This is a genomic window from Pseudomonas sp. IT-P258 (genome assembly GCF_949767825.1).
Lineage (GTDB): Bacteria > Pseudomonadota > Gammaproteobacteria > Pseudomonadales > Pseudomonadaceae > Aquipseudomonas > Aquipseudomonas monachiensis.
Genome location: NZ_CATKPU010000032.1, coordinates 607,670 through 621,117 on the forward strand (window position 1 = coordinate 607,670; position 13,448 = coordinate 621,117).

Annotated in this window: 11 protein-coding genes and 1 pseudogene; 11 read left to right on the forward strand and 1 reads right to left on the reverse strand. The window is 59.1% G+C overall.

Annotated elements, in window-relative coordinates:
- Window positions 1-259 precede the first annotated feature (259 nt).
- From ACM6G4_RS15345 to ACM6G4_RS15380, 8 genes are all read left to right on the forward strand, one after another.
- Window positions 260-1,885 (forward strand): ABC transporter substrate-binding protein, encoded by a 1,626-nt coding sequence (locus ACM6G4_RS15345; RefSeq protein ID WP_056728300.1) that lies wholly within the window; start codon window positions 260-262, stop codon window positions 1,883-1,885.
- Between the two features lie 302 nt (window positions 1,886-2,187).
- Window positions 2,188-3,789: an ABC transporter substrate-binding protein gene (locus tag ACM6G4_RS15350; protein WP_414914026.1), complete on the forward strand. Its 1,602-nt coding sequence runs from the start codon at window positions 2,188-2,190 to the stop codon at window positions 3,787-3,789.
- A 174-nt stretch (window positions 3,790-3,963) separates the two neighbouring features.
- The gene (locus ACM6G4_RS15355; protein ID WP_056728298.1) at window positions 3,964-5,397 is read left to right on the forward strand and encodes an OprD family porin; all 1,434 of its coding nucleotides are present in this window, start codon (window positions 3,964-3,966) and stop codon (window positions 5,395-5,397) included.
- Between the two features lie 78 nt (window positions 5,398-5,475).
- Window positions 5,476-7,071 carry an ABC transporter substrate-binding protein gene (locus ACM6G4_RS15360; RefSeq protein ID WP_056728297.1) on the forward strand — a complete coding sequence of 532 codons (1,596 nt, stop codon included), beginning with the start codon at window positions 5,476-5,478 and terminating at the stop codon, window positions 7,069-7,071.
- 72 nt (window positions 7,072-7,143) lie between these two features.
- Entirely contained in the window at window positions 7,144-8,154 is a 1,011-nt protein-coding gene (locus ACM6G4_RS15365; protein ID WP_056728294.1) for an ABC transporter permease subunit, read from the forward strand.
- 10 nt (window positions 8,155-8,164) lie between these two features.
- Window positions 8,165-9,076 (forward strand): ABC transporter permease subunit, encoded by a 912-nt coding sequence (locus ACM6G4_RS15370; RefSeq protein ID WP_056728293.1) that lies wholly within the window; start codon window positions 8,165-8,167, stop codon window positions 9,074-9,076.
- A 10-nt stretch (window positions 9,077-9,086) separates the two neighbouring features.
- Entirely contained in the window at window positions 9,087-10,055 is a 969-nt protein-coding gene (locus ACM6G4_RS15375) for an ABC transporter ATP-binding protein (RefSeq protein WP_056728291.1), read from the forward strand.
- Window positions 10,055-11,035: a peptide ABC transporter ATP-binding protein gene (locus ACM6G4_RS15380; protein WP_056728287.1), complete on the forward strand. Its 981-nt coding sequence runs from the start codon at window positions 10,055-10,057 to the stop codon at window positions 11,033-11,035. The genes ACM6G4_RS15375 and ACM6G4_RS15380 overlap by 1 nt, the downstream gene beginning before the upstream one ends.
- Before the next feature lie 210 nt (window positions 11,036-11,245).
- On the opposite strand, the gene ACM6G4_RS15385 is transcribed toward ACM6G4_RS15380, so the two are convergent.
- Complete coding sequence (locus tag ACM6G4_RS15385) at window positions 11,246-11,500, reverse strand: hypothetical protein (RefSeq protein WP_409078301.1); 255 nt, start codon at window positions 11,498-11,500, stop codon at window positions 11,246-11,248.
- A 267-nt stretch (window positions 11,501-11,767) separates the two neighbouring features.
- Between ACM6G4_RS15385 and ACM6G4_RS15390 the strand changes: the two are divergent.
- The 3 genes and pseudogenes from ACM6G4_RS15390 to ACM6G4_RS15400 form a co-directional block, all read left to right on the forward strand.
- Window positions 11,768-11,950: pseudogene (locus ACM6G4_RS15390) on the forward strand (phosphohydrolase); the annotation flags it as partial.
- Window positions 11,951-11,997: 47 nt separating this feature from the next.
- Window positions 11,998-12,366 carry a DUF4440 domain-containing protein gene (locus ACM6G4_RS15395; protein ID WP_414914027.1) on the forward strand — a complete coding sequence of 123 codons (369 nt, stop codon included), beginning with the start codon at window positions 11,998-12,000 and terminating at the stop codon, window positions 12,364-12,366.
- A gap of 417 nt (window positions 12,367-12,783) precedes the next feature.
- Complete coding sequence (locus ACM6G4_RS15400) at window positions 12,784-13,110, forward strand: DUF6124 family protein (RefSeq protein ID WP_414914028.1); 327 nt, start codon at window positions 12,784-12,786, stop codon at window positions 13,108-13,110.
- Window positions 13,111-13,448 lie beyond the last annotated feature (338 nt).

Genomic DNA, 13,448 nt, shown 5'->3' on the forward strand with positions numbered 1-13,448 from the left:
CACCCCGCCCCACGCAGGAGCAACCCGAGTCAGGAACGCACTCTAAAAGTGCGTCATTTGCACCGTAAAAATGCTGCGCAAACGGTCAAATGCGTCAGCAATTATACAAATGCGACATTAAGGTACGTTCGTGCCACCGTTTAAGGCTTGTAGTCGCTCTGGATCTTGCATTGGGTATGGCCCCTGCATAAGTATCCGCAGGCACGACTCACGAGGTCGTCCTCTAATTCCAAAAATGACAACAAATCATGAGGCCACCATGCTTAAACACGCGGTCATTCCGTTCTTAGTTGGCGCAAGCTTGTTAGCCAGCGCACCGTTCGCCCAAGCAGCGACTAACCTGGTGTTCTGCTCCGAAGGGAGCCCGGCCGGTTTCGATCCAGGTCAATACACCACCGGAACCGACTTCGACGCCTCTGCAGAAACCATGTTCAACCGCCTGACGCAGTTCGAGCGCGGCGGCACCGCGGTAATTCCTGGACTGGCGACCAGCTGGGACGTCTCCGATGACGGCCTGACCTACACCTTCCACCTGCGTGAAGGCGTCAAGTTCCATACCACGCCGTACTTCAAGCCAACTCGTGAGTTCAACGCCGACGACGTGCTGTTCACCTTTAATCGCATGATTAACAAGGATGACCCGTTCCGCAAAGCGTACCCGACCGAATTCCCGTACTTCACCGACATGGGGATGGATACCAACATCACCAAGATCGATAAAGTCGACGACAAGACTGTCAAGTTCACCCTCAAGGACGTTGATGCCGCGTTCATCCAGAACATGGCCATGAGCTTCGCCTCGATCCAGTCCGCCGAGTACGCTGCCCAGCTGCTCAAGGAAGGCAAGGCCGCCGACATCAACCAGAAGCCGGTTGGTACTGGCCCGTTCGTGTTCAAGAGCTACCAGAAAGACTCCAACATCCGCTACACCGGGAACAAGGACTACTGGAAGCCTGACGACGTGAAGATCGACAACCTGATCTTCGCCATCACCACCGACCCATCGGTACGTATCCAGAAGCTGAAGAAGAACGAGTGCCAGGTCACCCTGTTCCCTCGTCCGGCCGACCTGAAGGCACTGCGCGAAGACAAGACCCTGAAGCTGCCTGACCAGGCTGGTTTCAACCTCGGCTACATCGCCTACAACGTGATGCCCAAGGTCAAGGGACAAACCGATGCGAACCCGCTGGCTGACCTGAAGGTACGCCAGGCAATGGACATGGCGGTCAACAAGCAACAGATCATCGACTCCGTGTACCAGGGCGCCGGCCAACTGGCCGTCAACGCCATGCCTCCAACCCAGTGGTCCTACGACACCACCATCAAGGATGCGCCGTACAACCCTGAGAAAGCCAAAGAGCTGCTCAAGGAAGCCGGCGTCAAAGAGGGCACCGAAATCGTTCTCTGGGCGATGCCGGTACAGCGTCCTTACAACCCGAACGCCAAGCTGATGGCAGAAATGCTGCAGTCCGACTGGTCCAAGATCGGCCTCAAGGTCAAGATCCAGAGCTACGAGTGGGGCGAGTACATCAAGCGCTCCAAAGGTGGCGAGAACCAGGCGATGCTGATTGGCTGGAGCGGTGACAATGGTGATCCGGACAACTGGCTGAACGTTCTGTTCGGCTGCGACTCGCTGGAAGGCAACAACTTCTCCAAATGGTGTGACAAGAAGTTTGACGACATCGTCAAGCAAGCCAAGCGCACTTCGGACCAAGGCAAACGCACCGAACTGTACAAACAGGCGCAACACGTCCTCAAGGATGCCGTGCCTATGACACCTATCGCTCACTCGACGGTGTTCCAACCCATGCGCGCCAACGTGCAGGACTTCAAGATCAGCCCATTTGGCTTGAACTCCTTCTACGGCGTCAGCGTCAGCAAATAAGGTTTTGCAACGGCGACGTTCCTGACGTCGCCGTTGCTTTATCTTCCGAGAAAGCAGGAATTCGCCTACATCCTAATCCGCAGCTGACTACAGCATCGGGCGAGGACGCGTTGCCATTTCCTACGAGTCTTTAGGACTCTACGCATTTACTGCCGGACCCATGGCTCATACCGTCGGGATCTGACCAGTGCACGCGTGGGTCATCGGTTACTGCTGTGTGCATGGTTTGAAATCAGTGATGCCTCTACGTCCGCGCACGGGACGGCGGCTCATTGACAACATTTGAGAGAAAAGGAAGCGTTATGCGCCATACCCTGGTTTTATCCGCTTTGCTGGGCACCGGTCTGTTGGGCGCCACTTCCATCAGCCAGGCCGCCAACAACAGCCTGGTGTTCTGCTCCGAAGGCAGCCCCGCCGGTTTCGACACGGCGCAGTACACCACTGCGACTGACAACGACGCCGCCGAGCCGCTATACAACCGATTGGCAGAGTTTGAAAAAGGCGCGACCAACGTCGTACCGGGCCTGGCCACGAGCTGGGATATTTCCGAGGACGGCCTCAAATACACCTTCCACCTGCGCGAAGGGGTGAAGTTTCATACCACCAAATACTTCACGCCGACCCGGGACTTCAACGCCGATGACGTGTTGTTCACGTTCAATCGCATGCTCGACCCGCAACAACCTTTCCGTAAGGCTTATCCGACAGAGTTTCCGTACTTCAACGGCATGAGCCTGAACAAGAACATCGCCAAGGTCGAAAAGACCGGGCCGCTGACCGTGGTCTTTACGCTCAATAGCGTGGACGCCGCGTTCATCCAGAACATCGCCATGAGCTTCGCCGCCATCCTTTCGGCCGAATACGCCGACAAGCTGCTGGCCGAGGGCAAGCCGAGCGACATCAACCAGAAGCCGATCGGCACCGGGCCGTTCGTGTTCAAGAGCTACCAGAAAGACTCGAACATCCGTTACACCGGCAACCAGCATTACTGGGACCCGAGCCGGGTCAAGCTCGACAACCTGATTTTCGCCATCAACACCGACGCCTCGGTGCGCGTGCAGAAACTCAAGGCCGGCGAGTGCCAGATCACCTTGCATCCACGCCCTGCCGATGTAACCGCGCTGAAGAGCGACCCGGCCCTGCAACTGATCGAGAAGCCTGGCTTCAACCTCGGCTACATCGCCTACAACGTGCGCCACAAACCCTTCGACCAGCTCGAAGTGCGCCAGGCGCTGGACATGGCGGTGAACAAGCAAGGCATTCTCAATGCCGTCTACCAGGGCGCGGGGCAACTGGCGGTCAACGCCATGCCGCCAACCCAATGGTCCTACGACGACACGATCAAGGACGCCGCCTACAACCCGGAAAAAGCCAAGGAGCTGCTCAAGGCTGCCGGCGTCAAGGAAGGCACCGAGATCACCCTCTGGGCCATGCCGGTCCAGCGTCCGTACAACCCCAACGCCAAGTTGATGGCCGAGATGCTCCAGGCTGACTGGGCGAAGATCGGCCTCAAGGTCAAGATCGTCAGCTATGAGTGGGGCGAGTACATCAAGCGCACCAAGAATGGCGAGCACGACATCAGCCTGATCGGCTGGACCGGTGACAACGGTGATCCGGACAACTGGCTGGGCACGCTCTACAGCTGCGACGCCATTGGCGGCAACAACTACTCGATGTGGTGTGATCCGGCCTACGACAAGCTGATCAAGCAGGCCAAGGTCGTCACCGACCGTGAACAGCGCACCCAGCTCTACAAACAGGCGCAGCAGTACCTCAAGCAGCAGGTACCGATCACGCCGGTCGCCCACTCAACGGTCAACCAGCCGCTGAGCGCCAAAATCGAAGGGTTCAAGGTGAGCCCGTTCGGTCGCAATGTTTTCTCGGGTGTCAGCATCGAAAAATAACCGATTAGCCAGAAATGCCGGGGGGCGGATTTTCCGCCCTCACGCAGACGCTTTGCCGTCTTTTGTCAATTTGGCCGACAGCAAACGTTTGCGATGCCGTGAATGAGTTCTAAACCAATAGCCGGATCACAAAAAAAGACCGGCATAAAAAAAAGAAAGTAAGGAGCTTTACCCATGAAACTGAGCAGCACCGCGTTATTGGCCTTGGCCATCAGCAGCGTAACCGCCACGGCTTACGCAGAAACCCAAAGCCAGGCTTTCACCCCGGTTACCGTGAACGAGAAAAACGCCCAGAGCGAAGCCACTGGCTTTGTCGAAGGCCAGTCGATCACCGGCACCACGCGTAACTGGTACGCCAATGAGCAACTGCACCGCGGCGCCAAATTCGCCTACAAAAAAGACGGCGTTTCGACCCCGACCGATCGCCGGATCAACTGGGTCCAGGGCACCATCCTCAAGTACAACTCGGGCTTCACCGAAGGCACCGTGGGCTTCAGCACTGAAGTGGCGGCGTACAACGCCATCGCCCTGGACCAGGACCGCAAAGACCTGGCGTCGAACAACGGCGGCGCACCAGGCAGTCGTCCAGGCGCGGGCAACAACCGTACCCTGACCAAAGAGGGCGGCGACGCTCAAGGCCAGTGGAGCAAACTGGGCCTGGCCAACGTCAAGGCCCGTGTTTCCAACAGCACCCTGACCGCCGGCCGCATGAACTTCAGCAGCCCGATGGTCGACGTAATCGGTAACCGTGCACTGCCTTCGAGCTTCCAGGGCGTGGCCCTGCACAGCGAAGAGCTGAACAACCTGGCCTTCGACCTGGCCACCTTCGACCGCAACTCACCGCGTACCGAAGAAAGCCAGCGCAAATTCCGCACCGAATACGCCAACGGCATCGTCGAAACCGACCACGTTCACACCGGCGGTATCACCTACACCCCATTTGCCAGCCTGACCACCAGCCTCTGGGCGACCCAGGCTGAAGACATCTGGAACCAGTACTACTTCGGCGCCTCCCACGTACTGGGCGACAGCCAGGTATTGAGCCTGACCACCGGCCTGAACTACTACAAAACCAAGGAAACCGGTAAAGCCCTGATCGGCGATATCGACAACGACACCTACTCGCTGTCGTTCGGCCTGACCCACCAGGCCCATACCCTGACCCTCTCGTATCAGGAAGTGAACGGTAACGAGTACTTCGACTACCTGCACGAAACCAACGGTATCTACCTGGCCAACTCCCTGCTGTCGGACTTCAACGGCCCGAACGAAAAATCGTTCCAGGTTGCCTACGGTCTGAACATGGCCGAATACGGCGTGCCAGGCCTGAAGTTCAACATCTACCAGGCTCGCGGCTGGGGTATCGACGGTACTCACTACACCGGCAACGGCGGCGTGGCAGGCAAGGGTTACGATGGCATCCAGTCCCAGGATGGCGAACACCACTATGAATACGGCATCGGCGCGACCTACGCCGTGCAGAGCGGCCCGCTCAAGGCCACCACGATTCGCGGCACCTACACCGCTCACCGTGCCAGCGAAAACCAGGCTGATGGCAGCATCAACGAGTTCCGTCTCGTGACCACGGTTCCGTTCAACATCCTGTAATGCCCGTGCCGAACGGCTGATTCAATGACGGATCGGCCGTTCGGCTTTTGTCCTTTAACTGATTGCAGAGGGTTCTTGATGAAAATGCTTCCCCTACGTGCGGCCATCGCGGCTGCGTTGCTCAGTGTCGCTGTTGGTGTCTCGGCCAAACCCCTGGTGGTTTGTACCGAAAACAGCCCCGAAGGCTTCGACATGGTCCAGTACACGACTGCAGTCACAGCCGATGCGGTGGCCGAAACCATCTTCAATCGCCTGGCAGACTTCAAGCCCGGTACCACCGAAGTGATTCCGGCACTGGCCGATTCCTGGGACATCAGCGAAGACGGTCTGAGCTACACGTTTCATCTGCGTAAAGGCGTCAAGTTCCACACCACCGAATACTTCAAGCCGACCCGCGACATGAATGCCGACGACGTGGTCTGGAGTTTCCAGCGCCAGCTGGACCCGAATCATCCATGGCACAAACTGTCGAGCGTGGGCTTCCCGTACTTTGAAAGCATGGGCTTCAAGGAACTGCTGAAAAGCGTCGAGAAAGTCGACGACAACACGGTCAAGTTCACCCTGACCCGTCGCGAAGCGCCGTTCCTGGCCGACATCGCCATGGCCTTCTCGTCGATCTACTCCGCCGAGTACGCCGACCAGTTGCTCAAGGCCAACAAGACCGGCGACCTGAACAACAAGCCGGTCGGCACCGGCCCGTTCGTCTTCCAGCGCTACAACAAGGACGCCCAGGTTCGCTTCAAGGCCAACCCGGACTACTTCCGAGGCAAGCCTCCGGCTGATGCGCTGATCCTGGCCATCGCCACCGACAACAACGTGCGCCTGCAGAAGCTCAAGGCCAACGAGTGCCAGGTCGCGCTGTATCCAAAACCGGATGACATTCCGAGCATCAGGAAAGACGACAAGCTGAAAGTCGATGAGCTGAATGCGATGACCGTCGCGTACATCGCCATCAACACCACGCACAAGTACCTTAGCGATGTACGGGTGCGTAAAGCCATCGACATCGCCTTCGACAAGGAAGCGGCTGTCAACGCGCTGTTCGGCAAGGGCAATGCAACAGCCGCCGTCAACCCGTTCCCGGACACCCTGCTGGGCTACAACCACACCCTGAAGAACCCGGTCCGCGATCTGGACAAGGCCCGTGCCCTGCTCAAGGAAGCCGGCGTACCGGAAGGCACCACCTTCACCCTGTTCACCCGCAACGGAGGCGGTGCAACCAACCCGAACCCGATGCTCGGTGCGCAGATGATGCAGGCCGACCTGGCCAAGGTCGGGATCAAGATCGACATTCGCGTGATGGAATGGGGCGAAATGCTCAAACGCGCGAAAAACGGCGAGCACGACATGGTTTCCGCCGGATGGGCGGGCGATAACGGCGACCCGGATAACTTCCTGACGCCTATGCTCAGTTGTGAAGCGGCCAAGAACGGCGAAAACTACGCGCGCTGGTGCAATGACAAGTTCCAGGCCCTGATCGATCAGGCCCGGGAAAAAACCGACCCGGCCGAGCGTGCAGCCCTGTACGAGCAGGCCCAGCTTATTTTCAACCAGGACCAACCGTGGATCAGCTTGGCCCACACTAGAATGTTTACCGCAATGCGCAACAACGTAGAGGGCTATCACATTAGCCCCCTGACCACGAATAACTTCGCCACCACCCAGGTGAAGTAATAAGAAAACTCCCGGCATGCCTGACCCAGGCATGCCGGGCACGCCTAACCGGCTGATGAGGTACAACACACGATGTTTAGTTTTATTGCCCGCCGACTGGGGTTATTGATCCCCACGTTCTTCGGCATCACCCTGCTGACTTTCGCGTTGATTCGCATGATCCCGGGCGACCCCGTGGAAGTCATGATGGGAGAACGCAGGGTCGATCCCGAAATGCACGCTCAGGCAATGGAACGCCTAGGTCTGAACAAACCCCTGTATGCCCAGTACCTGGATTACATCGGCAAGCTGGCCCACGGCGATCTCGGGGAATCCCTGCGTACCCGTGAAAGTGTGTGGAGCGAATTCACCTCCCTGTTCCCCGCGACCCTGGAACTGTCCATGGCCGCCCTGTTGTTCGCCGGCATCCTGGGCCTTCTGGCCGGGGTGATCGCGGCACTCAAGCGAGGATCCCTGTTCGACCATGGGGTGATGGGTGTCTCCCTGGCGGGATACTCGATGCCGATCTTCTGGTGGGGCCTGATCCTGATCATGTTCTTCTCGGTGAGCCTGGGCTGGACCCCGGTGTCCGGGCGGATCGACCTGCTCTACGACATCGAGCCGCGCACCGGCTTCATGCTGATCGACACGCTGCTGGCCGACGAGCCGGACGCCTTCTTCGACGCCCTGCACCACCTGATCCTGCCGGCCATTGTGCTCGGCACCATTCCGCTGGCAGTGATCGCGCGGATGACCCGCTCGTCGATGCTCGAAGTGCTGCGTGAAGACTACATTCGCACCGCCAAGGCCAAAGGCCTGTCGCCGGCGCGCGTCGTGTTCGTACACGGCCTGCGTAACGCGCTGATCCCGGTACTGACGGTGGTCGGCCTGCAAGTCGGAACGCTGCTGGCCGGTGCGGTCCTGACCGAAACCATCTTCTCGTGGCCCGGCATCGGCAAATGGCTGATCGAAGCCATTGGTGCCCGGGACTACCCGGTCGTACAAAACGGCATCCTGTTAATCGCCTGCCTGGTGATTCTGGTCAACTTCGTAGTGGACATCCTCTACGGCTTTGCCAACCCACGCATCCGTCATCAGCGCTGAGATCATGACCATGACCACTCCAATTCCATCGGTAGCAGTCGATCAAAGCCTGCTGTACCCGTCTCCATACAAAGAATTCTGGCAAGCGTTCTCCAAGAACAAAGGCGCCGTCGCCGGCCTGATGTTCATGCTGCTGGTGATTTTCTGCGCCATCTTCGCCCCGTGGGTTGCCCCTCACGATCCTAGCGAGCAGTACCGCGATTTCCTGCTGACCCCGCCAGCCTGGCTCGAAGGTGGGCAACTGCAGTTCCTGCTCGGTACCGATGAACTGGGCCGCGACCTGCTGTCGCGACTGATCCAGGGTTCGCGCCTGTCGCTGCTGATCGGCTTGTCGTCGGTGGTGATGTCACTGATTCCGGGCATCCTGCTGGGCCTGTTCGCCGGGTTCTTCCCGCGCGTGCTCGGTCCGACCATCATGCGTCTGATGGACATAATGCTGGCCCTGCCGTCCCTGCTGCTGGCCGTGGCGATCGTCGCCATCCTCGGCCCTGGCCTGATCAACACCGTGATCGCCATCGCCGTGGTGTCCCTGCCGTCGTACGTTCGCCTGACCCGCGCTGCGGTGATGGGCGAACTGAACCGCGACTACGTGACCGCCGCGCGCCTGGCCGGTGCCGGCTTGCCGCGCCTGATGTTCGTCACCGTGCTACCCAACTGCATGGCGCCGCTGATCGTTCAGGCCACCCTGAGCTTCTCCTCGGCGATCCTCGATGCCGCCGCACTGGGCTTCCTCGGCCTTGGCGTACAACCGCCAACCCCTGAGTGGGGCACCATGCTGGCTTCGGCCCGCGACTACATCGAACGCGCCTGGTGGGTGGTGAGCCTGCCTGGTTTGACCATTTTGCTCAGCGTGCTGGCAATCAACCTGATGGGCGACGGCCTGCGCGATGCGCTGGACCCGAAACTCAAGAACGCCGCCTGAGGAGATTCCCATGTCACTGCTAGAAATCAAGAATCTCAACGTTCGCTTCGGCGACAAAAACGCCACGCCAGTGGTCGATGGCCTCGACCTGAAAGTGGACAAGGGCGAAGTGCTGGCCATCGTTGGCGAGTCCGGCTCCGGCAAATCCGTGACCATGATGGCGCTGATGGGCCTGATCGAGCATCCGGGGATCGTCACCGCTGACGCCCTGAACTTCGACGGCAAGAATATGCTCAAGCTCAACAATCGTCAGCGTCGACAGATCGTCGGTAAAGACCTGTCCATGGTCTTCCAGGATCCGATGACCGCGCTGAACCCGAGCTACACCGTCGGCTTCCAGATTGAAGAAGTGCTGCGCCTGCACCTGAAAATGTCCGGCAAGGCGGCCCGCAAACGCGCCATCGAACTGCTGGAAAAAGTCGAGATCCCGGGTGCCGCCAGCCGTATGGACGCTTACCCGCATCAACTGTCCGGTGGCATGAGCCAGCGTGTCGCGATTGCCATGGCGATTGCCGGCGAACCGAAACTGCTGATCGCCGACGAACCGACAACGGCGCTGGACGTGACCATCCAGGCACAGATCATGGACCTGCTGCTGGCATTGCAGAAAGAGCAGAACATGGGCTTGGTGCTGATCACCCACGACCTCGCCGTCGTGGCCGAAACCGCCCAGCGCGTGTGCGTGATGTACGCCGGCCAGGCGGTCGAAGTCGGTCAGGTGCCGCAACTGTTCGACATCCCGGCGCACCCGTATAGCGAAGCGCTGCTCAAGGCGATTCCGGAACACAGCCTCGGCGCCGCGCGTTTGTCGACCCTGCCGGGCATCGTGCCCGGTCGCTACGACCGTCCGCAGGGTTGCCTGCTGTCGCCGCGCTGCCCGTACGTGAAAGACAACTGCCGTCAACAACGTCCGGCCCTTGACCAGAAAAGCAACAGCCTCGCTCGCTGCTTCTACCCGCTGAACCAGGAGGTGGCGTAATGGCCGTCGTTCTTACCGCCCGCGACCTGACCCGTCACTACGAGGTGTCCCGAGGCCTGTTCAAGGGGCACGCCACCGTGCGCGCCCTCAACGGCGTGTCGTTCGAACTGGAAGCCGGCAAGACCCTCGCTGTCGTCGGCGAGTCGGGTTGCGGCAAGTCCACCCTGGCACGTGCCCTGACCCTGATCGAAGAGCCGTCCTCCGGCTCCTTGAAAATCGCCGGGCAGGAAGTTGCCGGGGCCGACAAGGCCCAGCGCAAGCAACTGCGCAAAGACGTGCAGATGGTGTTCCAGAGCCCGTACGCCTCGTTGAACCCACGGCAGAAAGTCGGTGATCAGCTTGCAGAACCGCTTCTGATCAACACCAGCCTGAGCGCCTCCGAACGTCGCGAGAAAGTTCAGGCGATGATGAAGCAGGTGGGCTTGCGTCCCGAGCACTATCAGCGTTATCCGCACATGTTCTCCGGCGGCCAGCGCCAGCGGATCGCCCTGGCCCGGGCGATGATGCTGCAACCGAAAGTGCTGGTGGCGGACGAACCGACCTCGGCGCTGGACGTGTCGATTCAGGCGCAGGTGCTCAACCTGTTCATGGATTTGCAGCAAGAGTTCAACACCGCCTACGTGTTCATCTCCCACAACCTGGCAGTGGTACGCCACGTTGCCGACCACGTGATGGTGATGTACCTCGGTCGTCCGGTGGAAATGGGCACGAAAGAGGACATTTACTCACGCCCTCTGCACCCCTACACCCAGGCGCTGCTGTCGGCGACGCCGGCCATCCACCCGGATCCGGACAAGCCAAAAATCAAGATCGTCGGTGAACTGCCCAACCCGCTGAACCCGCCGTCCGGCTGCGCCTTCCACAAGCGCTGCCCGTACGCCACCGAGCGTTGCAGCACTGAAGAGCCGGCCCTGCGCCTGCTCGACAACCGCCAGGTGGCTTGCCACTACGCCGAGCAATTCCTCGACGGCGCGGCATAAAAAATGTGGGAGCGGGCTTGCTCGCGAAGGCGTCATTCCAGTCAACATCAATGTCGACTGACAGATCGCTTTCGTCGGAACGCCGCCCGGAGCAAGCCCGCTCCCACAGGGATTGAGTAGTTCAAGTAAATACGCGTTAACCCGACCCCTTCCACCTCGATTGAGCATCACTCAGGTAGAAGGGGTTTTCTTTTGCCCGCTATCGAGCGACTACGTCTGGCTGTCGCCCTCTTCTTCATCGGTGTCCGGCTCGTCGGTGGTCGAGTCATCGTCGTTGTCCGCACCACCCTGCCCCTGATCTCCCGGTTCCGATTCGGACTTGGCGATCATCAACCCCGCATAACCCGCCTGCCCGCTCGAAGCCTGTTCCCCATGATCGATACACTCGGCCCACGCCATCGAAGTGCCGAGCGAGAGCATCACCATCACCTTCAACAGCAGTAAAACGCGAAACAATCTGTTCATAGCCGATTCCGTCCTTTCGTTGAGTGCCTGTCTGGCGCTGAGTCAAATCTAGTTCCGATCAGCCGGGTTCTCCAGTTGGACGTTGTCGATCGGGGGAAAATGCCATGGGTTTGGAGACTGGTTTGGAATAAAAGTTATGCCGAAAAGATCAAAGCGTGTTCCGCCTTCCAGAACGCTTGTGCTCCCACAGAATTCCTCGCAGGATTCGCGGGATGTACGCAGGACAGGACTTCCGCGATCGGCACGTTTACTCAAAGGACACAGCATGATCAACAGGCCAATGACCGCGACTATGACGACACTCGCTTCTGTATCGACCATTTCCAGACCAAGCTGCTGCACCTGGCAGACGGTTTCCAGACTGCGACGGGGCAACGTCTGGCGCAGGTTCGTCATGAGCGTTTGAAGGGGTTTGTGGAGCAGTTCAAGGAAGAGATCGGGATTGGCTGATGCGCCAGGAGCACTGAACCTGCACAACTCAGGAAAGGACAAGCGCCATGGATCTGTCGCAAACACTGCTGCAACTTGAACAACGCCTCCTGTCACACACGACTCGACGAAATGCTGAAGAAATCTCACGCTTGCTCGCGGATGACTTTATCGAGTTCAGCGCCATTGGCGGCATCTGGAGCAAGGCCGAGGTGGTCGAGCAGTTGCCCCATGAGTCGTTTATCCAACGGAGCATCAGCCATTTTGCCATCAAGGCATTGTCAGAAGAGACCGCCTTGGTGACTTATCATTGTTACGTCGACAGCCACGGCCATCCCGGCGCAGTCCACAGTTTGCGTAGCTCCATCTGGCGTAATCGGGGCGAGCAGTGGCAGATGGTTTTCCACCAGGGGACATTGATTCCCAGTGAACAATGACGCAGGCATTCATGGCGAATCCGGATCCCTCGCGAGCAAGCTCGCTACAGGGGTTTGCGGCGGACAAATCCAGAGCGGTTGTAGGACTCGAAGTGCAACTACACCGCCTTGCGCCATTGCCTACAACTACGCCAGAATCCGCCGGCTTGTGCGCCAGGACCCTGGTCTCTATCGTTTGCGCGCCGCTGCCAATCCAGCGGCCGGGTTTAGCGATCCAAACCATTCATAGGCGTCACAGCGCCCCAGACTTAAGTGCAGTCTTTCATGTCTGCAATTTGTGTCATGGCGGCTGTGCGTGGGAGACCTGCGGGTCTACCCGGGGTTCCTGTGTCCCGGATCGCTAACCTGCGTACAGCTGCCACCCTTACTTGTTTAGCGATAGGTCATGGTGGTTCGAGTTTTCATAGGAGACGCGCCATGGTTAAACACACGCCCAATCCCCCTGAATCAGAAGCCGAAAGCGCCACCCACCGCGCTTCCAGACTCCATCTAAAACCCGCCATCCTGAAAAGCAACGCACCGCACAATCCCAGCACGATGTTCGTCATTGCACCCGACATCGACACCGAAAGCCTGTTGGCCCATGCCTGCGAATCACTGGCCTCGGCAAGCGTCATGGCCAGCGATTTCGCCACCTTCCTGGACGGCCCGCAGCGCAGCATGTTGCTGGGTATCCAACAGGTGATCATGCTGGCCGACCTGGCAGTCAACCGCGCACTGGATAACGTCGCTCCGCTGGATTAAGTGCTGAACCTTGTGGCGCAGGAAGCGGCTTCCTCGCCACAGCGCTCGGCTCCATTGTTTTAACCCTGTCAAAAAGCAGCCGCTGCACCTGGCGCCGACAAAATCGCGAACGGTCCTACAGGTACGTTGCGTCAACACTCGGATGCATCCTACGCGAGCGTCGGATGCTTCCTATATCAACCTTTTTTACCTTCCTGAAAGCTGTCGAGCGCTTGAACGCGGGAGGCAACGAAGCCTCCCCGTCCGCTTCAACAGCCCAGGGAGGCCTGATTTTGTCCAACGCACCGCGTACCTTTTTCGACCACAGCCGCCACACACTCTGGGTCCGGGAGCTGGAC

Excerpts from the sequence above, each read along its gene's own strand:
- ACM6G4_RS15345 (WP_056728300.1), top strand. The coding sequence starts at position 260 with ATGCTTAAACACGCGGTCATTCCGTTCTTAGTTGGCGCAAGCTTGTTA.
- ACM6G4_RS15350 (WP_414914026.1), top strand. The coding sequence starts at position 2,188 with ATGCGCCATACCCTGGTTTTATCCGCTTTGCTGGGCACCGGTCTGTTG.
- ACM6G4_RS15355 (WP_056728298.1), top strand. The coding sequence starts at position 3,964 with ATGAAACTGAGCAGCACCGCGTTATTGGCCTTGGCCATCAGCAGCGTA.
- ACM6G4_RS15360 (WP_056728297.1), top strand. The coding sequence starts at position 5,476 with ATGAAAATGCTTCCCCTACGTGCGGCCATCGCGGCTGCGTTGCTCAGT.
- ACM6G4_RS15365 (WP_056728294.1), top strand. The coding sequence starts at position 7,144 with ATGTTTAGTTTTATTGCCCGCCGACTGGGGTTATTGATCCCCACGTTC.
- ACM6G4_RS15370 (WP_056728293.1), top strand. The coding sequence starts at position 8,165 with ATGACCACTCCAATTCCATCGGTAGCAGTCGATCAAAGCCTGCTGTAC.
- ACM6G4_RS15375 (WP_056728291.1), top strand. The coding sequence starts at position 9,087 with ATGTCACTGCTAGAAATCAAGAATCTCAACGTTCGCTTCGGCGACAAA.
- ACM6G4_RS15380 (WP_056728287.1), top strand. The coding sequence starts at position 10,055 with ATGGCCGTCGTTCTTACCGCCCGCGACCTGACCCGTCACTACGAGGTG.
- ACM6G4_RS15385 (WP_409078301.1), bottom strand. The coding sequence starts at position 11,500 with ATGAACAGATTGTTTCGCGTTTTACTGCTGTTGAAGGTGATGGTGATG.
- ACM6G4_RS15395 (WP_414914027.1), top strand. The coding sequence starts at position 11,998 with ATGGATCTGTCGCAAACACTGCTGCAACTTGAACAACGCCTCCTGTCA.
- ACM6G4_RS15400 (WP_414914028.1), top strand. The coding sequence starts at position 12,784 with ATGGTTAAACACACGCCCAATCCCCCTGAATCAGAAGCCGAAAGCGCC.